Here is a 20,868-nt window from a genome sequence, read left to right as displayed (position 1 = left end):
TTCTACTTCACCGCTACCCCGCCCTTTTCCAGCACCTGCTGAAAGAACTGCACGTGGTAGGGCAGCGCGTTTTGCCAGTACTCCCAAGTGTGGGCGCCGGGCCGCTCGGTGTAGTCGTGGGGGGTGTGGTTGTACACGAGGCGGCGGTGCACTTCGCGGTTGATGTCGATAAGGAAATCGTCCACCCCGCAGTCGATGATGAGGGGCAGACCGTTGGTGTACAGCTTGTCGGCCATGTTCACCACCGAGTTGGCGCTGTACGGGCTGGGCGCGGGCGTTTCGGGGCCGAGGATGGGGTTGAACAGGCTCTGGCGCTGCTGGGCTTCCTGGGGGTTGAGCTTGCGGTTGGTGATGCTCAAATCCAGGGCCCCGCTCATGCTGCCGGCCGCGGCAAACAGCTCCGGATGCCGCCCCGAGAGGTACAGCGCCCCGTGCCCGCCCATCGAGAGGCCCGAAATAACCCGGCCTTCCTTGCGCGCCACGGTGCGGTACCGCTGGTCGATGGCCCCGATGACGTCCCGGGTAATGTAGGTTTCGAACTGGCTGCCGGGGTTCACCGGCGAATCGAGGTAGAAGCTGAACGTCTCGCCCTCGGGCATCACGATGATGAGGTTGTACTGGTCGGCGAGGCGGTGGATGAGGGTTTTGTCGGGCGTTTTGCTGCTCCAGTCGGCGAAGTGCCCGTAGGCCCCGTGCAGCAGGTACAGCACTGGGTAGCGGGCCTTTTTATTTTTGGCGTAGGAGGCCGGCACCGCCACGGCCGCCTTGTAGGTGCGCTGCATGGCGGCGCTGGCAATGGCCACGGTATCGACGGTGGCGGCGTGGGCGGCGGGACCCAGCAACAGCAGCAGCAGCAGACGGAAACAGTTTTTCATAGGAGAGGAATGGATACGGGGTACAGACGCAGATTTGTAGCGGCCCGTTGCGGAGGCTGGCCGGCCCGAAGCAAGAGGCCCCAAAATACCAGCGGCCTTTTCCCAACGCGCCTGCCCTAAGTTGCGTCTTTATCAGCACGTTTCACCTGCTACCCCGCCTGCCATGCCTACCGCCTCCGCCACCTCCTGGCCCGCCCTGCCCCTGGCCGCCTGGGCCGATACCCTCGCCACCCTGCACCTGTACTCGCAGGTCGTGGGCAAAATCCGGCTGGCTACTACCCCACTCGTCAACCATTTCTGGAACGTGCCGCTCTACGTTTCGGCCCGAGGCCTCACCACCTCGGCCATGCCCTACGAAGGCCGCAGCTTCCAGATGGACTTCGATTTCCTCAACCATCAACTCATCATCCGGTGCAGCGACGGGGCCGAACAGCGCCTGGCCCTGCAGCCCCGCTCCGTGGCCGCCTTCTACCACGAGGTGCAACGAATGCTGGCCGAGCTAGGCATTAAGGTGCGCATCTGGCCGGTACCGGTGGAAATCGAACACCCGATTCCGTTTGCCGAAGACGAGCAGCACGCCAGCTACGACCCCGAGGCGGCCCAGCGGTTCTGGCGGGTCCTCACCCTCATTACGCCGGTGCTGGAGCAATTCCGGGCCGGGTTCATCGGCAAGTGCAGCCCGGTCCATTTCTTCTGGGGCTCGTTTGACCTGGCCGTGACGCGCTTTTCCGGCCGCCTGGCCCCAGCCTGCCCCGGGGCCGACGGCATCACCCGCGAAGCCTACTCCCACGAGGTCATCAGCCACGGTTTCTGGCCCGGCGGCAACGGACAGGAAGCCGCCTTCTACGCCTACACCGCCCCCGCCCCGGCTGGCTTCGCCGAGGCCCCGGTGCAGCCGGCCGCCGCCTTCTACAGTGCGGAACTGGGCGAATTCCTGCTGCCCTACGAAGCCGTGCGCACCGCCCCCGACCCCGCGGCCGCCCTGCGCGAATTCCTCGACAGCACCTACGCCGCCGGCGCCACCCTGGCCGGCTGGGACCGGGCAGCGCTGGAACGGTAACGCGCCGACCGGAAATCGGGCCCGCAAAAGCAACTCTACCGTACCCGGCCGCATCTGTGCTGAAAAGTTTGCAACTAGCAGCCTGATTTCACTCTCCCTTTTTTCCGCTATGACCAAAGCTTTCCTGCTGAGCCTGGGCCTGCTGGCCGCCGCCCCCGCCCTGGCCCAGCAAGCCGCCCCCGCCGATACGGCCGCCCTCAAGCTATACCGCGAATCGGCCCGCAAAATCAACGCCCTGGTACACACCAAGCTCGATGTGCGCTTTGACTACGCCAAGCGCCAGCTCCTGGGCAAGGAATGGGTGACGCTGCAGCCCGTGGGCTACGCCACCGACTCGCTGCGCCTCGACGCCAAGGGCATGGATATTAAATCGGTGACCTTGGTGGACGGCACCAGCACCAAGACGTTGAAGTACCGCTACGACAACCAGCAGCTGGATATTGACCTCGACAAAGCCTACCTGCCCGGCCAGCAGTACACCGTGTACCTGGAGTACGTGGCCAAGCCCGACGAGCTGAAAGTAAAAGGCTCGGCCGCCATCAACGACGCCAAGGGCCTGTACTTCATCAACCCCGACAGCACCGAGGCCGGCAAGCCCCGCCAGATCTGGACGCAGGGCGAGACGGAGGCGTCGTCGGCCTGGTTTCCCACCATCGACAAGCCCAACCAGAAAACCACCGCCGAAATCAGCATGACGGTGCCCGCTCGCTACGTAACGCTGAGCAACGGGGCCCTCACCAGCCAGAAAAACAACGCCGACGGCACCCGCACCGACACCTGGAAGCAGGAGCTGCCCCACTCGCCCTACCTGTTCATGATGGCCGTGGGCGACTTCAAAATCACGAAGGACACGTGGCGCGGCAAAGAAGTGAGCTACTACCTGGAGCCCAAATACGCGCCCTACGCCAAGCAGATTTTCGGCAACACGCCCGAAATGATGGAGTTCTTCTCGCGCCGTCTGGGCGTGGACTATGCCTGGAACAAGTACGCCCAGGTGGTGGTGCGCGACTACGTGAGCGGGGCCATGGAAAATACCTCGGCCACTTTGCACGGCGAGTTTGTGCAGAAGGACCCGCGCGAAGCTCTCGATGCTGAGTACGCCAACGGCGAGTCGGTTATTGCCCACGAGCTGTTCCACCAGTGGTTCGGCGACCTGGTAACGGCCGAGAGCTGGAGCAACCTGACGGTAAACGAGTCGTTTGCCGACTTCTCGGAGGCGCTGTGGGCCGAGTACAAGTACGGCCAGGACGCCGGCGACGCCCACGCCTACCAGAACATGCGCAACTACCTGCGCAGCCCCCGCGACGCCCAGAAGCAGCTCGTGCGCTTCCACTACGCCGATAAGGAGGACATGTTTGACCTGGTGAGCTACCAGAAGGGCGGCCAGATTCTGAACATGCTGCGCAGCTACCTCACCGACGACGTGTTCTTCGCCGGCCTGAAAAAGTACCTCACTGATAACAAGTTCGGCAACGGCGAGGCCCACCAGCTGCGCCTGGCCATGGAGGCCGTATCGGGGCAAGACCTGAACTGGTTTTTCAACCAGTGGTACTTCGGCGCGGGTCATCCTGTGGTCACCATCGACTACGGCTACGATGCCGCCGCCAGGCAGCAGACCGTTACCATCAAGCAAACCCAGCCCGGCACTGTGTTCCAGCTGCCCATTGCGGTGGATGTGTACGTAAACGGCAAGCCGGAGCGCCACCAGGTATGGATGCGCGAGCGTGCCGAAACCTTCCGCTTTGCGGCCGCCAGCAAGCCCAGCCTGGTGAACGTGGACGCCGAAAAGGTGCTGCTGTGGCAGAAAACCGACAACAAGCCGTTTGCCGATTTCGCCTACCAGTTCAAGAACGCCCCCCGCTACGTTGACCGGCGCGAGGCCGTGGCCGCCGCCGCGGCCCTGCCCCCCACCGATGCCGCCGCCCGCCAGGTGCTGCTGGCTGGCCTCACCGACAAGGCCACGGGTATCCGCATGGCCTCTATTGCCGCGCTGAAGCTGGATGACAAGGCCGTGCAGAAAGCCGCCACCCCAGCCCTGCGCAAGCAGCTGGCTCAGGAGAAAAACACTAACGTGCAGGCTGCCTTACTAAGCGCGCTGGCGAGGGTAGAGGATAAAAAGGACGAAAAGCTGTTCCTCAGGTCGCTCGAAAGCCAGTCGTACGCGGTAGAAGGGGCCGCCCTGGAAGGTCTGGCCGCCGTGCAGCCGAAAGCTGCGCTAACCCGCGCCAAGGCCCTGGAAACGACCCAGAACGGCACCGTGGCCGCCGCCGTGGCCAGCGTGTACGCCGAGCAGGGCGATGCCAGCAACTGGCCTTTCGTGCGCCAGCAGTTTGACGCGGCTGGCCCCCAGGGCAAGTTTCAGATGCTGGAAAGCATTGCCGGCTTCATGGCTCGCCTCTCCGATGCCACCGTGGTGCGCGAAGGGGCTGAGCGCCTCCAGAAGCTGGGCGTGCAGTACAAGCGCTACGGCGTGGATGAGCCCATTCTGCAAATGCTGACCAAGGCCAAGCAGGGTAAGCCCTCCGAACAGCAGGCTGTGCTGGATGCCGCTATGGAGGCTATCAAGAAAGCAGAATAGAATAGCACTTTCCCGCCAAAAGCAAAAAAAGACCGAAGCGTGCTTCGGTCTTTTTTTGTGCCTCATAGTTTCCTCAAATGTGGTGGCTAAGGCCCTATTCAGCAGAAAATTGAACAACGCATTTTACCCAATAGGGTTACATCTTCTTCAAAAAATCGAACTTTTAAAAGAAGCTGGGCGTCGATAAGATATGCGTACGACCACTCTGCTGACCGCCGGAGCCCTGCTGCTTGCCGGCCCGGCCCGCACCCTGGCCCAGACCACCGACCCCAACCTGAACAACGGCGAGTCGCCGTTTGTGCGGCTGATTCGCCCGGACCGCCCGGGGCAGACCATCACCACCAACATGCTGTATCCGGGCCAGTTTCAGCTGGAAACCGGCCTCACCCGCTACGATGCGGGCAGCAGTGTGGGCTACGCCGGCCGCTCGGCCTGGGGCAGCACCCTGCGGGTGGGTTTCTTCAACCACATTGAGCTGCGCGCCACTCAGAACTACCTGCTCACACCGGCAGCACGGCCTGCCTCGATAGAAGGAACTCCGGCCGCTTACACCGGCCCCGCCGGGTTTGCCCCGCTGAATGTGGGGGCCAAGTTTCTGGCCTCCACCGTGCAGAATGCCCGCTCCCAGGTGGTAGTCCTGTTCGATATGAACCTGCGTAACGGCGACGCCAGCTTCCCCGACAAGCAGTTTGAGCCTGGCGCGCGCCTGCTGGTGTCGCAGCAGCTGGGGCAGCGGTTCGGGCTGGAGGGCAACTTTGGCTTCCGGCAGCGCGGCTTTAAGGCCGAGGGCACCAAGCAGGGCCAGTACCTGACCACGCTGGCCCTGAACGGCCCGCTGGGCGCAGGCTCACACCTGGGCTTCCTGGCCGAAACCTACGCCACCTGGCAGCGGCAGCAGGGCTGGCGGCCGGGCCTCACCACGGGCCTCTACTACCGCCCCGCTCCCGGCCTGCGCCTCGACGTGACGGCCGGCCACGGCCTCACCGCCGCCGCCGGGGGCTTCAACGTAGGCGCCGGCCTCGCCTTCCGCTTCGGCAAGTAGGCATTACTTTCTCACCAAATTACGGCACGTCATGCTGAGCGTAGCCGAAGCATCTCTACCTCTGGCTAATCAACTAACATTGCAACGAAGCGGTAGAGATGCTTCGACAAGCTCAGTAGGACGTTCTAGTAGCAGGCGGCTACTTCTAGAACGACTCATTGTCTGACCAGCGCCCATAACCAGAGCGCCGACCCGTTCCGCAGTGAATTGGTCGGCGCTTTGGTTATCTACCGGCTTTGCGCGTCATGCGCACGGTGGCGATGCACCGGAAGCCCAGCCAGTTTTCCGGCCGTTGGTAGGGTTGCCGGTCGTTGAGCGAGAGGCCCTGCACAGATGTTTTAAACGCCCCCCCTTTGGCCACACCCCGGGTGGCCGTCATTTCGGCCACATTGCCCACCACGTTCTGCAACCCGAAGCCGTTGGGCGGGCCAATGGTAATGGCCTGCAGCGGAAACTCACGCTTGGGTGGCGGGCAGCTGAATACCTGGTTGCTACCGGCCAGAAAGTAGTTTTCCCGCAGATTGTAGGGTAGCTCGTAGGCAGTTTCAGTGGCCGGGTGCGCCAGCTGCTGGGCATCCAGGCAAGCCACCAGATCCTCCGATTCATTGAGCTTCATGGGTTTGGGCTTACGCACCGAGCGGGTTTGCACCAGCTCAAACGGCCGTGGCCCCGCCGGTAAGCCTCCCGCGGCGGCTTGCTCCCATTCCGCCTCCGTAGGTAGGCGGTACTCCACCGTCACATCGTAGTCGCGGAGTTCAGGGTGTTGCTTCCGGAACTCGGCACCCTGGAAGTAGCTGCGGTTAACCACTGCGCTGCGCCAGCGGCAGTAGGCCCGGGCCTGCTCATAGCTAACCCCGGTGGCCGGGTGGTAGCGGTAGGCCGGGGCCCGGAAATATGACTGGGGCGTGGTGGCCTGCTCGGGGTCGGGTACGGGCTGCCAGCCGGTGGAGTCGGGCAGTTGGGCCCGGTAGTGCGCCAGTGTAGAGTCGCGGCGGATGAAGTGCAGGTACTCCAGCCAATGAATATTGGCCACCTCGGTTTCATCCATAAACAGGTTAGCCCCTACCCGTGCCGTGCCGGGGGGCTCTGGTAGTGCCGGATTACCACCCGCGGCAGTTTGCGCCATCAGCTCCGCCGGATACAGGGCAGCGGCCACCAGGCCGCCAATCAGAAAAACAATGTTCATACGCTACGCCTGAGCCACGCCACCGTGGGCAGCTTCCGCAAGATACCACTCGCCGGGCTTTCCGGCAGTACGAGCCGGCTGGCCCAGAGAACTATCATATTCCGGCGAAAATTACGCGCCGCACGTACTGTCCGTGAGGCACTTGTTTCGTAGCTCGTATGTGGGTAGTATTTTCATTACTGGCCGCCCTGTCGGCCGCAATTGTGGTCACGCTTTCCAAAGTGGGCGTCAAGAATACCGAATCCAGCGTAGCCTTCGCCATCCAATCGGTGCTGATTGTGGCGGTAGCGTGGAGCGTGGTAGCCTGGCAGGGTCACCTGGGGCAGGTTGCCGAAATTGACCGGCGCACCTGGGTATTTCTGATAGTCGCCGGCATCATCACCTGCCTTTCCTCCCTGTTCTCTTTCCAGGCGCTTAAGCTGGGGCAGGCCTCGCGCACTTCGTCATTCGACAAGATTTCGCTGGTTTTTTCCATTCTGCTGGCCATATTCTTTCTGAAGGAGAAAATCACCTGGCAGGTTATTCTGGGCGCTACCCTGATGGCGGGCGGAGCCGTACTCATTGCCTTTTCCCGGGAAAGCACTTAGGCTACAACCTCAGCAGCTCATGATTGACGAAAGCCCCCGCCCGGGTGCCCGCGGCCACGGCATTGGCCACTGAGCGCATGGGAGTAGTGGCATCACCAGCGGCATACACCCCCGGCACGGAAGTTTTCTGCCAGTCATCTACCTCTAGGTGACCGGCTGACGTTACCTGACAGCCTAATTGCGCCGACAGCGTGCTGTGCTGCCGGAAAGGTACGTGCGTGAACAGGGCCGTTAAGGGAAACTCCGTGCCATTGGCCAATTTCAGGCCGCGCATGAACCCATGCGCATGCTGCACGGCCAGCACAGGAGCTTCTTCAATGGCAATATTTTGCTGCTGTACCTGCTGAACCTGCGCTTCAGTGAGGGAGGCAGGCCCATTCGTGAACAGCGTAAGGTTCGGCGTCCAGTTGCGAATGAGGCGAGCCTGCATAAAGCCGGCTTCGCCGTTGTTGAGCACACCCAGCGGCTGGCCATGCACCTCGTAGCCGTGGCAGTACGGGCAGTGCAGCACCGAAATTCCCCAGCATTCGGCCAGCCCCGGTAACTCCGGCAGCAAATCCTCAATGCCCGTGGCCAAAATCATTTTCTGAGACACAAACTGCTGGCCATCAATAGTACCAACAGCAAAGCCCGACGGCGTGGCTTTGGCCGTTATGGCTTCGGCGGCTATTATCTGCACCGTGGGGTACCGTAGCACCTGCTCCAGCGCCCGCGTCCGGATGGCCGCGGGCGTTTCGCCATCCTGCGTCAGGAAATTATGCGAATGGGGCGTTTGGCGGTTGCAGGGCCGGCCACTATCCAGCACTACCACGCGGCGCAACGCCCGCCCAAGAGCCAGGGCTGCAGCCAGCCCGGCGTAGCTACCCCCAATAATTAACACTTCGGTTTCCTGTGCATGCGTCATAGTTGCTGGCTGAGTAGAGTATCCTGCAGAAACAGCTGCGAGGACGGGGTTATGAAACGCACAAAGCTACACAAATGCAACTTAGTTGCATTTGTGTAGCTTTTTTTTTGCTTGCTCTTCCTCTACTCTACCGTCAGCACAATTTTGCCAGCGGCGCGGCCGGTTTCGCTGTAGCGGTGCGCTTCGGCAGTTTCCTGCAGCGGGAAGGTTTTATCAATGATGACGCGGATGGTGCCGGCCTGGAGCCAGGCTGAAATCAGGGCCAGGTCGGTGCCCCGCTCTTTAGCGAAGAACATATGGGCCGATTTGGTGCTGAGCGCGGCGGCCAGTTTATCGGTAATCAGCACACTGGGCTCGGGTGTGGTGGTCACGTAGCGGCCGTTGCGGCGCAAAGCGTGCTGGCAGGCCGTGAAGCTGCTCTTGCCCACGGCATCGAACACAATATCGTAGTGACTGCGGTTTTTGGTGAAGTCCTGCTCCTCATGGTTCAGCACTTTATCGGCACCCAGGCTGCGGACCAACTCTGCATTATCGGGGCCGCACACGCCGGTTACCTCCCCGGCACCCAGGGCTTTGGCAATCTGCACGGCAAAGGTGCCCACGCCGCCCGACGCCCCGTTCACCAGCACTCGGTCGCCGGAAAGCAGCTGGCCATGGTCGTGCAGGGCCTGCAGAGCCGTAAGGGCCGCCAGCGGCACCGCTCCGGCCTCTTCAAAGGAAATCTTCTCCGGAATAAACGCCGCTACCGATTCGGCCAGCAGGGCGTACTCCGCGTTGGCACTGCCTACGCCATCATTGGGCATACCGTACACCCGGTCGCCTACTTTAAAGCGGGTTACGTGGTTGCCCACGGCGGCCACCTCCCCGGCCACATCCCGGCCCGGAATTTTGGGGAAACGCTGGCCGGTAATCAGCTTCATGTCGCCGTTGCGCACTTTCCAGTCGATGGGGTTGATGCTGCTGGCCCGCACCCGCACCAGAATCTGGTCGGATTTGGGTATTGGCGTCGGCTGTTCGCCGTAGCGCAGTACATCAGCCGGGCCGTATTCAGTGAAATAAATGGCATTCATACGCTATAAACTCAGTTGGTGAGGGAGCTTCTGCCTACGCAGAATCAGGGTTCGGGGCCGGTTTCGAGCCGATTTTCTCGGGAACGGCAGCGGAGCGCAAATCTGCGAAAGACCGGGCAAGACGCAAAAAACCACCATCTCCAAAGGAAATGGTGGTTCCACACATCGAAAGCGCACTCCCCTCAGACTATTACCCATTGCGCTTATTCATTTTATTTTCAAGACATTACCAATTATTACATAATACTTGGTCATACTTTTGGTCAGAAAACAGACAGATTAGGGCGTTCGAACAGGTCGGCCCCGCTCCCGCTTGGGGGCCCCCGTCGGCTCCGGCCGGCCGGTAAAAGCCTCCCCATACAGCACCCAGTCCACGTCAGCTTCATCAGGGAAGAAGGACCGCAGCAGGTAGAGCATCTTCGCGTTGCAGTGGTACTTACCAGCTTCGATCTGCGAGAAGGTATTGGGGTGGATAGCCAGCATTTCGGCTAGTTCCCGGTACGAAGCCACGGCCCCGGCTTTCAGCAGGCGGTCTGCCTCTGCCAGAAAGCGCAGGTCGAGCTGCGCGAAAGAAAAGTCGGGAAGCGCCATTACGCGGGCTGGTTAAGCAGGCGTTGACGCTGCTGATTGAACTCCTCTTCGCTCAGGCCGCCACCTTCGCGCAACGCCTGCAGCTTAGTCAGCTCATCAGCCACCGAAGCAGTGCCGACTACCCGCACGGGAACCGGCTGCGAATCACTGGACAGGGCCCATACCAGCGCGCCAATCCAGCCCAGCCCGGTCCAGCCCGTCAGCAGGTTCAGCAGGAAAATCTGCGTGGACTTGCGCTTGTTGCGGGCCAGGATAGTTGGCAGGAAATACAGGATGCCAACCAGCACGATACCCAGGAAGCGGCCGATGAGGTAGCCGGCCCCGTAAAAATTCAATAGTAGAGAAAGCAGCATGAATAGCAGAATAAGAAGATGTTGAAGAAAAAAGGCCGCATTTACCGGCACCGGACTTTGTACAATTCTCAGTCTATCCGCTTTTCCACCTTTTCCAGCCTGGCCAATACATTCTGCAGATCCGCTTCCAGGCCAGCTACCCGGCGGCGCGTGTCAAAGCGCACGTTGGGGAACTTGAAACCGATATCTGCTACCACTCGCCAGACCTCCTGCACATCTTCAATCTGCACTTCATAGGTCTGAAATTCCTCGTTATCCGACTGCAAAGCCAGGGTGCCGCGCTGCTCAATCCGGTCCAGCACGCGCTTCACTACCAACGCTTCACGGGTGACTACAACGTGGATATACCCTTCCTGTAAGGTTTCACGGGCAAAATCCACGTAGCGGGCCAGCACCCAGCCACCGGCGTAGAGCGTCGGGCTCATACTGTCGCCAATAACCTCAAAGGCCCGAAACGTGGCGTTGCGGAACTGCGGCAGTGGAATGGAAAAGGCGGGTATATCCTGGTAGAATTCCGGCTCCAGGTAACGCGTAGGGTAGCTGGCCGCCGCTTTCGAAGATACCAGGCTGATATTCTCCCGATTCTCCGAGTCCACCGTCACCATTGGCACCCCGATAGGTTTCGGTTTGATTTCCGGCTCCAGTGCTTTCACGGCCGCTATCATCTTCTGCATGGCTACCGGATGCATCATCTGTTCCGGCTCATCGACATAAGCGAGGTCCGAAACCAGCATTGCACCCTCACCTAGCAGCAACCAGTTTAGGTTCACCCCAAGATTTCTTGAAAGAGCCGCTATAACGTCGGCTTTCGGGGTGTGCTTCCCTTCCTCAGTATTGGCAACAGTTGTCCCAGAGACGCCTATCAGTGCTCCCAATTTCTCTTTACTCAGGGATAATCGGGCCCTAAGCTGTCGGTACCGCTCCCCAATTCCTGCTGTATGGCTATCGGCTTCCAAGAAATCTTAGATTTTATTTGAAGCTTTCTTGGATTTCCCAAGTTATCTTCAGATGTTTGTGAAGAAGAAGAAGAACAAATATAACCAACTGTTCCGGATGCCTATGGACGCCCTGACCGCCCCCACCCTGCGCGAGCTGATGCCGGCCGGCTTTATCAAGGAGCTGGCCCGCCGCACCGGCTGCAAATCCGCCTCCCGTCTCAGTGGCCTTGTATCAATGGAAGGACCCTGCACGGCCCGCGAGTGGCCGGCTATTGAGGCGCTGGCCCGCGAAACTGATCCGACCGGCTTTGACCGCTGGAAAGAAGCCCTGCACGCCCATGCTGCCTAATTAATCAACCCGGCCCCGGCGGGGCGGTAACCTCGCCGGGGCTGCTTTTCCCTTCAAAACCTCCCCACTTCTATTTCACAACCTTTTATGATGATTGCCACACAAACACCGCTTTACACGCTGCGCACGCCCGATGGGCCGGCGCGCATCTCGCAGCCCGTGGCCGGCGACTCGCTGGCCGTACTGGAAGAATCCGGCCGCTACACGATGCCGCAGCCCATCATCGGCTGGGCCCGCGACCTGGAAGGTCAGTTGTCGGTGTACACCGCCGGCCCCGAAAGCTCCCTGTTCCGGCTCGCGCTGGAAGATGGCTGCGAAGAAGAACAGTTCTTCGCCAACCGGGTACCCGATACCCTGCGTGAGTTCCGCCTGGATGAGTACGCCGCCGGTGCCCTGCTCTACTTCCCGATTCCGTTGGCGGCCCCGGCCCTGATGAGTGTATCATCCTCCATGCGGATTGCGGCCTGAGTATGAATACGCCTTTATTTCACCTCGCCCAGCAGCTGCGCGCCTACCGCCACCGCAAGCACCTGTCCCAGCAGCAGATGGCCGATACGCTTCAGGTGAAGCGGCCGTCCTACGCCGCCTACGAAGAAAAGCGGGCGGCCCCGCCCTACCCCGTGCTGTTTCGCATTGCCCGGCTGCTGGAAACTACGCTTGACGCGCTGCTGGGCTACGACCCGGCCGTTGACTTGGCTGCTGAAAAATGCCCGACAGCCCCACTGGTAACGGCCGCGCCGGTCCACTTCCGGATGCGGCGGCACCCGGAGCCCGCCGTTCCCGCTCCCTCTTCCAACCGCCCATTCGTCACCTGGCCCTGATGCGCCGCCGCAAAGTTTCTCCCGGTTTTCCTCCACCGATTCAACCGACAAGCTTATGAAAAAGCTATTTCTGCGGCTTCAGCTCCGCCTCCGCTATGCCTGGTTTGCCCTGACGTGCGAGCGGGTTATCCTGTTTGCCGGCGACCGGGCAGGCCTTGAAATAGATGCCCGCGTGCTGGCCTTACACGGGGTTAATTACTACGATGTGATGGTCGTTACCACGCACATGCTAGAGCTACTCACCGACGAAATCCAGAAAGACCAGCTGGTGCAGCAGGCCAACGAACTCATCAATCCGGCCGCCTGATGGACTTTTTCGACAAGCATGTGCCGGGCGCCGACCTGCCCCGCCCCTGCTGGATGCAGCAGCAACGCCCCGCCCGGGGCCCGTGGTACTACGAAGCCCTCGCCGGCCTGACACTGTTGGTAGGCGGCCTGCTCGCCCTGCTTTAAAACACAGTGGGCCCGCCGAGTGCGGTAACACCTGGCGAGCCCCTTCTATTTCTCAACCTCTTTCAAGGCCGATTCACATGGCAAAGATACAGGAAATTCAACAACCCATTTTTACGCTGCCTGAGCAGGTGCAGTGCCTATACCGCGAGGTACGGATGCGCAAGGGCGTGTACCCCGGCCAAGTAGCAGCCGGTAAGATAACCCAGGACCAAATGGACCGGGAAATCGGTCTGATGTCAACGGCAGCTCAGACCATCGAGCGGATGGCTAAAAACGGCAGCTTCCGCGCCCTTTACAAAGCCGAAACCGAAGCGCGCTCCTATTCCCACGCGGAGCTGATGGACCAGATCTTTCGCACCCAGCAGCGGGCCAATCAGTTTACCACCGATGGTAATCTGGCCTCTGCGCAGACCGAATGTTTGAAGCTGGCCGGGCTGACGCTGCGCTTGTCGGAGCTGATCGGTGAGCTGCTGGCAAAGCCCCAGTCAGACGCTCCCTTGGTCAGCGCACCGGATTTGGCACTCCCGGCCACCCCCGTTACTGCCGCCGCAAATAGCGACTACGCAACGTTAGAGCAGAAAACGGAAATCATCCGACTGCTGAACCACCCGGCTATTGCGCGTCCGGAAAAAACGAAGGTGCTGCTCAACATCAACCGCATCAGTCAGGACAAGGCTACCGAAACGATTGAGCACCTGAACGCCACCATCGACGCTTACGATGGTCCTACTACTTACGCGAAAGCATCCTGACCTATGGCACTGGTGCAATTTGATGAGGCCGCCCTCAAGTCAATGATGGATAACGCCTTCAACCAGCAGGCCCGGGAATACTACCACTCGTTGCCGGCCCCTGATCCACTGTACACGGCTGATGAAGTAGCCAAGCTGCTGAAGATTGACGTGTCTACCGTCCGCTCCTACATGAAGTTGCCGGTGGAAGATAAACGGCACCTGCCCTACGTGCGGTGTACCGATACTGCCTGGGGCTACCGGATTCCGCTCTCGTCCATTGAAGAATGGAAAAAGCGCCACCGCTCCCATACAGAGGTGACCAAAGTGACAGCGGAGCCGCAGATGGAAGTAACCTACCGCTTCCCGGACCGGCGCAAACGAGGCCACGGTAACGGCCGCAAAGCAGCATGAAACAGGTAACTGCTGCCCCCGAAACTGCCATTCTGCGAGAATTGCGCCGGTTGAATGGACTGCTGGCCCGGGCCCGCCGCCGGATGATGCGCCGGCCCGACCTCCTTTTCTACGTGCGCCGCTTTCTGTACGTGGCCCGCGAAGTAGCCGCCCTGGAATCCCTGCTGCTGCTGAGCATTCCCCTTGCCCATGATGAGGCCGTTTACGCGCTGTCGCGGCCCGCTTCTACCACCTGCTAGGTCCTTTGCCATGTCTACTTCTGTTCTCACCTCCTTCACCACGTCGTTTCTGATTAGTTCGGCAGCCTTGCTTAAATCGGCCCAGTTCGCCGGCTTGCTGGTGAAGCACAACCCCGTAGTACCGATTCTGGAAAACCTGCTGCTGCGGATTGAACCGGCCAAAAACGGCAACGGTAGTTTGCAGGTATGCTCCTGCGACCTGGAGCATTTCTTTACCTCCAAAAGCCTGCTGATTGAGGGGCTGGGCACTACCACCGCTACATCGGTATGCGTGCCTGCCAAGCAGCTCACTGATCTGTTGCGCAGCCTGAATGCGCAGCCCCTGACGTTGCGCGTGGATGATAGCGGCCCACTGCCCTATCTGCACGTACAGGCGGCAGTGCCCCATTCGCTGCTGCCGCTGGGAACCGGCCGGGCCAAGTACGCGCTGGCTGGCGAACCGGGCAGCGACTTTGTCCGCAATGTTGCGCTAGGCCTGCCTACTTCCATTGTGCATGTACCTGCTCACCTGTTGCTGGCGGGCCTGGCTACTGTGTTGCCGGTACTCAGCCGCGACGATTTACGCCCGGCCATGACTGGCGTGTACGTAGAAATTACCAAGTCATTCTTTCGACTGGTAGGCACCGACGGCCACCGGCTGGTGCGCTTCACCAAAGATGATCAACACGTACTGGACGGTCCGGCGGTTTCCTGCATTATTCCGCGCCGCGCGGCCGAAGTGTTGGTAAAGCTGTTGGACCGCCGGGAAAACGTAGAGCTGGTGCTGCTCGGTAACGACCTGTTCGTGAAAATGCAGCAGGGTCAGCTACGAATCCGCCTGCTGGATGAGAAGTACCCCGACTACGAAAATGTACTGCCCAAAGACCTGCCCAATGTGTTGACGGCCCACCGGCTGGAGTTGTTGGCCGGCGTGAAGCGGTGCGAGCTGTTCGCCAATAAAATCACCTATCAGCTGGTGCTGCGCCTGAATGAAAGCACCTGCGAAATCATCGGCGAGGATAAGGATTTCGACAACCTAGCGACCGAATCAGTACCGGGCACCTTCGCGGGCGAGGCAATGACTATCGGGCTTAACAGTCGGTTTCTGGCTGGTTTTCTGGCGGCCATGCCCTGCCAGAACGTGCAACTGCGCATGTCCAACCCCAACCGGGCCGTGGTGCTGCAATCCGCCGATGCCGAGGATGGGCTGCTTTGCCTGCTGATGCCCGTCATGCTCAACAACTACTAACGACTTCTTCCGATGCCTGCCATTTCCATCAATTCCACCGCCATGCTCACGGCCGTGAAGCTGCTGATGCCCCTGGTACCCAACAACCCGGTAGTACCTATTCTGGAAAACCTGCGCCTGCTGGCCGTGGGTACCACGCTCCAACTCGCCGCCTCCAACCTGGAAGCCGACCTGGCTACTGAAACGGAGTTGAGCGACGCCACCGCCGACTTCGACATCTGCCTGCCGGCTAAGCTGTTGCTGACGACGCTGCAGAACCTGCCCTCCCAAGCCATTACCCTGCACCTGGACAGCGACACCTACGCGGTAACGCTGCGGGCCGGCAAAGGCCGCTACCGGCTACCCGGTGAAAACCCAGTAGACTGGCCTAAGCCCAGCGACACTACCGCCCCCGTGCAGGTGCAGATTCCCGGGGCTACACTCTCCTACGCGCTCCGGCAAGCCGTGCCCTTCGTTATTGCCAACGACATCAGCCGCCCGTCGATGATGGCTGTGCTGCTGGACCTGCGCGCTTCAGAGCTGCGCACGGTGGCTACCGACGGCCACCGGATGAGCTGGACCGTCGTTCCGGAAGAACTTGCTCAGGCCAATGAAACCGGCCAGTTCCTGCTGCCGGCGGCCCCGGCCCGCCTGCTGGCTGCCCTCACCGAAAAGGCGGGTCCGCTTACGGTGCACCTGGGCGAATGGCTGCGGGTAGAGGGGCCGGGCTGGCAGCTGCGGTGCCGGCTGCTGGATGAGCGGTATCCGGAATATGAAAACGTGATACCCCAATCCTGCCCTAGCTCCCTGGTGCTGGATAAGCAGGAGCTGATGGGCTGTATCCGCCGGGTGCTGGCGTACGCGGCTGAAAAAACCCAGCAGGTCGGTATGCGGCTGAGTGAAACCAGCTCCCTGCGCATCTGGTCCGAATCTATTGAAGTCGGCACCGAAGCCACCGAGGAAGTAGCGGCCGAATACCGGGGCGAAGAAATGGTGATGGGCTTCAACGGCAAGTTTCTGCTGGAATCTCTACAGCTGCTGCCCGAAGGCCCGGTGCGCTTTGAACTGTCTACCCCCAACCGGGCGGCCCTGCTGCTGCCGGCCGTGCCAGTCCCTGAGCAGCCCCGGCTGAACATGATGATTATGCCCGTCATCCTGAACGGCGTGCCCGCGTTGGCCGCCTAGTTTCTCACCCTCTTTTCTGCCTACTCCCATGAGTGCTATAACTGCTGAATTACTGCTGAACATCCGGACTGCCGCGCAGGCCTCCGAACAAAAGGCCGCCCCTTTCACCATCAACCCTACCCATCTGCTGGCCATTCTGGATCGGTTGAAGGATGCGGAAGATGAGGACGAAAAGTCGGAGTCCTTCGATAAGTTGTCGGAAATCGACAAGCTGGAAACGGTAATGGGCTGGCTGAAAACAGCCCACACTTCCACCAAAGAAACCATTGCCAAGAAGGTTATGCCCCCTGGCATTATCCAGCTGGATGTAAAGTCGCTGGGCCACCCTTCGGACCTGATTGCCGCTGAAAAGCTGCAAGAATGGCTGAATACCATGGGCCTGGATTCGGCCGCCCAGCAACTGGGGCTGGTCAGCTGCACCAGCGGCGCGGGCACCAGCCAGCTTTACCTCTACTCCAACGCAGCCTAAATCCTGAGCCGGCCGCCCACGCCGGGCGGCCGGACGTATTTTCTATGGATAAGTACAACGAATTTCTGAACAACAAAATCAAGCTGGCCCCGGATGCTGGCTTAGAGGTAGCCGCCGAAACGCTGCACTCCAGCCTGAAGCCGCACCAAGTAGATTCCATCCTCTGGGCCGCCCGCAAAGGCCGCGCCCTGGTAGGCTCGAGCTTCGGACTGGGCAAGACTCGCACCCAGCTGGAACTGCTGCGTAGCATCATTGAGCGTGATGAAGAGAATTGGCCAGCCGATAACCGCGCCCTAATCATCTGCCCGCTGGGCGTGAAGCACCAGTTCACGGAAGAAGATGGCCCCGCGCTGGGTATGCAGGTTGCGTACGTGCGTAACGACGCGGAAGCTTTGCACGCGGATACCCGTTACCTCATTACTAACTATGAGCGGGTGCGCGACGGGCATTTTTCCGCCGAGTTCCTGAGCAGCCTGACGGCGGTAACGCTCGACGAAGGCTCGGTGCTGCGTAGCCTGGGCACCAAAACGCACCAGACGTTTGCCGACCTGCTGTCCCCGGTGGCGTACCGCTTTGTATTCACGGCCACGCCGGCGCCCAACCAGTACACCGAACTGCTGAACTACGCGCAGTTCCTGGGCGTGATGGACCGTGGCCAGGCCCTGACCCGCTGGTTTAAGCGCGACTCCCAGAAAGCCGGCAACCTCACCCTGCACGCCCACCACGAAGCCGACTTCTGGCTGTGGGTGAGCAGCTGGGCCCCCCAAGCCGAGTTCGGCGACTGGAGTACGAAGCTACTTGCCGAAGCCTACGGTGGCGACGAAGCCGAGGAGAAAAACGCCCGCACCGGCTGCATGGGCTGCCCGGTGGCCAGTAAGGATGTGGCGTTGGAAAACATCGTAGTGCGCCCTCAGTGGGCATACTTGAGCCCGCTGCTCCGGTTGCGGGAGGTGTTTGAGCGGCTTCGCTCAGAACCTTCATTCCGCAAGCGCAAGCTCGGAGGTGAGCGGGACGCAAAAGGCAAGCTGGTGAAACGCCAGCAGCGTAAAGGCCCGCTCACCATGGACGCCCGCCGCTGGGGCATGCAGCAGGTGCTGGCTATTCAGGCAGAGTGCAACGCCGCTGCTACCCAGCAGGGCCGGCCGCTGGTAGACATTCTGAATCCGGAAGAAGTAGCGCGCATCGAAGAGCTGATAGCAGCCAACACCTGGCCAGACAAGTGGACTGGTGAAGAGCCGACCGCCGATGTAATGCAGGATACGACCTATGCCAACGGTTCAGTATGGCCAGTGTTCGACTTCCTTAAATCACCTGTTCAATGAATAAAGCCCCCGCCTTCCAGCTCTATGCAGGCGACTTCCTCTCTTCGCCCGATGTCCAGATGATGGACGCGGCGGAGGTCGGGGCCTACTGCTTACTTCTGTTCAACGCCTGGCAGACCGACCTGCCCGGCCACCTGCCCAACAGCGAGGATAAGCTGCGCCGGCTCTCCCGTCTGAGTGTGGAGCAGTGGCAGGTAAGCCGCGAAATCCTGCTCAGCAAGTTTCCGGAAGCCCCGGACGGTGCTACCCGCTACAACCCGCGCCTGGTTGCCGAAGTCGAAAAGCAACGGGTTAATCGGGAGAAGCAGGCTGCCAACGGCGCGAAGGGTGGCAGGCCCCGAAAAAACCCAACCGAAAGCCAAATAAACCCACCGCTTTTCACAGAAAACCCACGGCTTTTAAATCAAAACCCAACCCATAACCCAAAAAAAGCTCTTCACTCTTCATCTTCTATTTCATCTTCTATAAAAGAAACACCCCCTACCCCCGAGGGGTGTGTGCTCTCAAAAAAAAATGAGGGCGGTGTTGAGACCGAAAAGTTACCAACTGAAGTCTCGCCCGCGTCGGCTTCGCACACCGGGGGCGCGGCGGCCGATGTAGCTACACATATCGAATTCCGGTCGGAACCGGAATGGGCGGCTCCGATGCGGCTGCTGGCTGAGCAGATGATTGCTTACTGGGGCCTGGCAGAGTACCAGCAGCAGCCCCGCATGGCCCTGACCCGCTTTTGCCGGGTGCTGTTCGAAGGTGGCCACGGCCCGGTTATTCAGCAGCAGTTTCAGGCCTACCGCGCCTACAAAGAGCTTACCGGCGAGCGGCGCCACGAATGGGACAGCTTTATCGGCAAGGAATCGGCCAAATACCAGAACGCGGAAGCGGGCTGGCTTAAAACCAACTGGGTAGAGGCTTTGGCCACCGCCCGCACAGACCCGAAATATCATGCAAGCTCTCAACATCGCATCAGCGGTGGCCCAGCTGCGTCCGCCGGCCGGGCCACGACTCTCGACCGAGAATCCTACTCCGGCCGCCGACCTGCTGCCTCCGCCGCAGCTGCCTGACGAAATCGATCTGCAGCCCGCTCAGATAGAGCACGCGCTGCGCTTGGCCCGGCTCCGGAAATGGGGCGTGCTCAAACGGGAACTCACCACCTGGCAGCAGCTGCACTGCGAGCTGATGTACGATGAGGATACCGACCTCTGGCAGTACGTACTACGGGAATCGTACCTGAACCTGGTACCGCCGGACTGCCCGACTCAGGAAACCGACGTACCGCTGACACCGGTCGAAACCGATGAGGCGTTGCGGCAGATGCAGGACCGGATGTGGGGAGAATGGAACGCCCGCTACGTAGCCGCCGTGCGCCGGCAGCAGGATGCCCAGCGACAGCAGCAGGTGCCAGTGCTGGCCACCGCCCGGCAGGTAGCCGATGCCGCCTGGGGCCGCGGCTGCCACCTGCTGGGGCAGATGACACCGCCCCGGCCGTTCTCTCTCACTCCCGAATCGGAGCCCGTATTCAACCTGCTGGTCTGGTATTTCGCCGGTAACGAGGGCAAATTCCTGGAAGTAGCTGAGCAGCTCGGTATCGAGCATCCCAGCCTGCACAAAGGCATTGCCCTGCTGGGCCCCAAAGGCACTGGCAAAACCTTGCTACTGCGGGCGTTCCAGCAGAATCCGAACCGCCCCTACGGCATGGTAACGGCTAAAAAGGTACAGTTATCCTTCCAATCAGGTGAGGATAATCAGCGGCAGCAGGATGTGTTTTGCGGCAAAGGCGGGCGGGCGTTGTGCGTGGATGATGTATGCACCGAGGAAACCAAGGTGAAGGACTACGGCAACCAGGAAAACCCGATGGCTCGCGTCATTCTGGAGCGGTACGACCGGTACCAGCAGGGGTTGCTGCCGCGGTGGGCTACTCACCTGAGCAGCAACAACCCGCTGTACCGCACAACTACTACCCCGCGCGACATGCCCAGTTGGGAGGAACTGTACGGGGACCGGGCCATTGACCGGCTGCATGAACTCTGCAACATCATCCCGCTACTGGGAGAAAGCCGCCGGCAATGACTGCCCTGGAACGTGCCCTGCTCGATGCGTTGGTGGCCGCCGAGTTCTGGCAGCAGGTAGGCGAGCCGCACCGCACCGACTGGGCCGAAATTCAGCATCTGAGCTACCGCCTGCATTACCGGGCCCGCACCGGCCGGGCCCGCACCATCATTCGCCCGTCAAAACTCAACCTATGACCGCCACCGACGCACTGGCCAGCTTGGGCATTACGCCCGCCCATCCTGGCCCCTTTACCTACGATGAGCTGGTGCAAGTCGCCGAAGCCGCCCTGGCCCTGCCAGTAGAGGAATATTCGCCCGAATCCATCACCCGCGAGCAGCTCAAAGGTCGTGCTTTCCTGATGGCCCCGGCTACCACCACTCCCCTGCCACACCACACGCCCCAACCAGGTCCAGATGGCTATTATCCGCCTTTTTAAGCTTCTATTCCC

At 60.7% G+C, this 20,868-nt stretch carries 27 protein-coding genes and 1 pseudogene; 20 read left to right on the top strand and 8 right to left on the bottom strand.

Annotated features, from left to right (window positions below):
• Window positions 1–2 precede the first annotated feature (2 nt).
• Entirely contained in the window at window positions 3–875 is an 873-nt protein-coding gene (locus ACN19L_RS19435; protein ID WP_426491118.1) for an alpha/beta hydrolase, read from the bottom strand.
• Between the two features lie 163 nt (window positions 876–1,038).
• On the opposite strand from ACN19L_RS19435, the gene ACN19L_RS19430 reads away from it, so the two are divergent.
• The 3 genes from ACN19L_RS19430 to ACN19L_RS19420 all read left to right on the top strand — a co-directional run bounded on the left by ACN19L_RS19430 (window position 1,039) and on the right by ACN19L_RS19420 (window position 5,555).
• The gene (locus tag ACN19L_RS19430) at window positions 1,039–1,935 is read left to right on the top strand and encodes a DUF5996 family protein (protein ID WP_426491117.1); all 897 of its coding nucleotides are present in this window, start codon (window positions 1,039–1,041) and stop codon (window positions 1,933–1,935) included.
• A 109-nt stretch (window positions 1,936–2,044) separates the two neighbouring features.
• A complete protein-coding gene (locus tag ACN19L_RS19425) occupies window positions 2,045–4,513 on the top strand; it encodes a M1 family aminopeptidase (protein WP_426491116.1) in 2,469 nt (822 codons plus the stop codon).
• 190 nt (window positions 4,514–4,703) lie between these two features.
• Window positions 4,704–5,555, top strand: a complete 852-nt coding sequence (locus ACN19L_RS19420) for a transporter (RefSeq protein ID WP_426491115.1) — start codon at window positions 4,704–4,706, stop codon at window positions 5,553–5,555.
• Between the two features lie 223 nt (window positions 5,556–5,778).
• Here the strand turns inward: ACN19L_RS19420 and ACN19L_RS19415 are convergent, their stop codons facing one another.
• Window positions 5,779–6,741, bottom strand: coding sequence for a formylglycine-generating enzyme family protein (locus ACN19L_RS19415; RefSeq protein ID WP_426491114.1), 963 nt, complete (start codon window positions 6,739–6,741; stop codon window positions 5,779–5,781).
• Window positions 6,742–6,899: 158 nt separating this feature from the next.
• Here ACN19L_RS19415 and ACN19L_RS19410 point away from each other — a divergent pair, with 158 nt between their 5' ends.
• Window positions 6,900–7,328 (top strand): EamA family transporter, encoded by a 429-nt coding sequence (locus ACN19L_RS19410; RefSeq protein WP_426491113.1) that lies wholly within the window; start codon window positions 6,900–6,902, stop codon window positions 7,326–7,328.
• A gap of 1 nt (window position 7,329) precedes the next feature.
• On the opposite strand, the gene ACN19L_RS19405 is transcribed toward ACN19L_RS19410, so the two are convergent.
• The 6 genes and pseudogenes from ACN19L_RS19405 to ACN19L_RS19380 all read right to left on the bottom strand — a co-directional run.
• The gene (locus ACN19L_RS19405) at window positions 7,330–8,232 is read right to left on the bottom strand and encodes an NAD(P)/FAD-dependent oxidoreductase (protein ID WP_426491112.1); all 903 of its coding nucleotides are present in this window, start codon (window positions 8,230–8,232) and stop codon (window positions 7,330–7,332) included.
• A 122-nt stretch (window positions 8,233–8,354) separates the two neighbouring features.
• Window positions 8,355–9,302: an NAD(P)-dependent alcohol dehydrogenase gene (locus tag ACN19L_RS19400; protein WP_426491111.1), complete on the bottom strand. Its 948-nt coding sequence runs from the start codon at window positions 9,300–9,302 to the stop codon at window positions 8,355–8,357.
• Window positions 9,303–9,581: 279 nt separating this feature from the next.
• Window positions 9,582–9,893 (bottom strand): hypothetical protein, encoded by a 312-nt coding sequence (locus tag ACN19L_RS19395; RefSeq protein WP_426491110.1) that lies wholly within the window; start codon window positions 9,891–9,893, stop codon window positions 9,582–9,584.
• Entirely contained in the window at window positions 9,893–10,246 is a 354-nt protein-coding gene (locus ACN19L_RS19390) for a superinfection immunity protein (RefSeq protein WP_426491109.1), read from the bottom strand. The genes ACN19L_RS19395 and ACN19L_RS19390 overlap by 1 nt, the downstream gene beginning before the upstream one ends.
• 68 nt (window positions 10,247–10,314) lie before the next feature.
• A complete protein-coding gene (locus tag ACN19L_RS19385) occupies window positions 10,315–10,980 on the bottom strand; it encodes a S24 family peptidase (RefSeq protein ID WP_426493603.1) in 666 nt (221 codons plus the stop codon).
• A gap of 9 nt (window positions 10,981–10,989) precedes the next feature.
• Window positions 10,990–11,202 (bottom strand): annotated as a pseudogene (locus tag ACN19L_RS19380) (helix-turn-helix domain-containing protein); the annotation flags it as partial.
• A 103-nt stretch (window positions 11,203–11,305) separates the two neighbouring features.
• Between ACN19L_RS19380 and ACN19L_RS19375 the strand changes: the two are divergent.
• From ACN19L_RS19375 to ACN19L_RS19300, 16 genes are all read left to right on the top strand, one after another.
• The gene (locus ACN19L_RS19375; RefSeq protein ID WP_426491108.1) at window positions 11,306–11,533 is read left to right on the top strand and encodes a hypothetical protein; all 228 of its coding nucleotides are present in this window, start codon (window positions 11,306–11,308) and stop codon (window positions 11,531–11,533) included.
• An 87-nt stretch (window positions 11,534–11,620) separates the two neighbouring features.
• Complete coding sequence (locus ACN19L_RS19370) at window positions 11,621–12,001, top strand: hypothetical protein (protein WP_426491107.1); 381 nt, start codon at window positions 11,621–11,623, stop codon at window positions 11,999–12,001.
• A 2-nt stretch (window positions 12,002–12,003) separates the two neighbouring features.
• Window positions 12,004–12,354, top strand: a complete 351-nt coding sequence (locus tag ACN19L_RS19365; protein ID WP_426491106.1) for a helix-turn-helix domain-containing protein — start codon at window positions 12,004–12,006, stop codon at window positions 12,352–12,354.
• A 55-nt stretch (window positions 12,355–12,409) separates the two neighbouring features.
• A complete protein-coding gene (locus ACN19L_RS19360; RefSeq protein WP_426491105.1) occupies window positions 12,410–12,661 on the top strand; it encodes a hypothetical protein in 252 nt (83 codons plus the stop codon).
• Entirely contained in the window at window positions 12,661–12,807 is a 147-nt protein-coding gene (locus tag ACN19L_RS19355) for a hypothetical protein (protein ID WP_426491104.1), read from the top strand. The genes ACN19L_RS19360 and ACN19L_RS19355 overlap by 1 nt, the downstream gene beginning before the upstream one ends.
• 77 nt (window positions 12,808–12,884) lie before the next feature.
• Complete coding sequence (locus ACN19L_RS19350; protein ID WP_426491103.1) at window positions 12,885–13,559, top strand: hypothetical protein; 675 nt, start codon at window positions 12,885–12,887, stop codon at window positions 13,557–13,559.
• A gap of 3 nt (window positions 13,560–13,562) precedes the next feature.
• On the top strand, window positions 13,563–13,952 hold the full coding sequence (locus tag ACN19L_RS19345; protein ID WP_426491102.1) for a helix-turn-helix domain-containing protein: 390 nt from the start codon (window positions 13,563–13,565) through the stop codon (window positions 13,950–13,952).
• Window positions 13,949–14,191 (top strand): hypothetical protein, encoded by a 243-nt coding sequence (locus tag ACN19L_RS19340; protein ID WP_426491101.1) that lies wholly within the window; start codon window positions 13,949–13,951, stop codon window positions 14,189–14,191. Before ACN19L_RS19345 ends, ACN19L_RS19340 begins: the two co-directional genes overlap by 4 nt.
• 10 nt (window positions 14,192–14,201) lie before the next feature.
• Complete coding sequence (gene dnaN, locus ACN19L_RS19335; RefSeq protein WP_426491100.1) at window positions 14,202–15,419, top strand: DNA polymerase III subunit beta; 1,218 nt, start codon at window positions 14,202–14,204, stop codon at window positions 15,417–15,419.
• A 12-nt stretch (window positions 15,420–15,431) separates the two neighbouring features.
• Window positions 15,432–16,583 (top strand): DNA polymerase III subunit beta, encoded by a 1,152-nt coding sequence (dnaN, locus tag ACN19L_RS19330; RefSeq protein WP_426491099.1) that lies wholly within the window; start codon window positions 15,432–15,434, stop codon window positions 16,581–16,583.
• Window positions 16,584–16,611: 28 nt separating this feature from the next.
• On the top strand, window positions 16,612–17,052 hold the full coding sequence (locus tag ACN19L_RS19325; RefSeq protein ID WP_426491098.1) for a hypothetical protein: 441 nt from the start codon (window positions 16,612–16,614) through the stop codon (window positions 17,050–17,052).
• A gap of 44 nt (window positions 17,053–17,096) precedes the next feature.
• Window positions 17,097–18,374, top strand: a complete 1,278-nt coding sequence (locus ACN19L_RS19320; protein WP_426491097.1) for an SNF2-related protein — start codon at window positions 17,097–17,099, stop codon at window positions 18,372–18,374.
• The gene (locus ACN19L_RS19315; protein ID WP_426491096.1) at window positions 18,371–19,432 is read left to right on the top strand and encodes a DUF1376 domain-containing protein; all 1,062 of its coding nucleotides are present in this window, start codon (window positions 18,371–18,373) and stop codon (window positions 19,430–19,432) included. The genes ACN19L_RS19320 and ACN19L_RS19315 overlap by 4 nt, the downstream gene beginning before the upstream one ends.
• Complete coding sequence (locus ACN19L_RS19310; protein ID WP_426491095.1) at window positions 19,341–20,438, top strand: hypothetical protein; 1,098 nt, start codon at window positions 19,341–19,343, stop codon at window positions 20,436–20,438. The genes ACN19L_RS19315 and ACN19L_RS19310 overlap by 92 nt, the downstream gene beginning before the upstream one ends.
• Window positions 20,435–20,614, top strand: a complete 180-nt coding sequence (locus ACN19L_RS19305) for a hypothetical protein (protein ID WP_426491094.1) — start codon at window positions 20,435–20,437, stop codon at window positions 20,612–20,614. Before ACN19L_RS19310 ends, ACN19L_RS19305 begins: the two co-directional genes overlap by 4 nt.
• On the top strand, window positions 20,611–20,856 hold the full coding sequence (locus ACN19L_RS19300) for a hypothetical protein (RefSeq protein ID WP_426491093.1): 246 nt from the start codon (window positions 20,611–20,613) through the stop codon (window positions 20,854–20,856). Before ACN19L_RS19305 ends, ACN19L_RS19300 begins: the two co-directional genes overlap by 4 nt.
• Window positions 20,857–20,868: the final 12 nt, after the last annotated feature.

The organism is Hymenobacter sp. 102 (assembly GCF_049949205.1).
Taxonomy (GTDB): Bacteria; Bacteroidota; Bacteroidia; order Cytophagales; family Hymenobacteraceae; genus Hymenobacter.
Note: the sequence above shows the minus strand (reverse complement) of the source record. Positions and strands in the feature narration are given on the sequence as shown.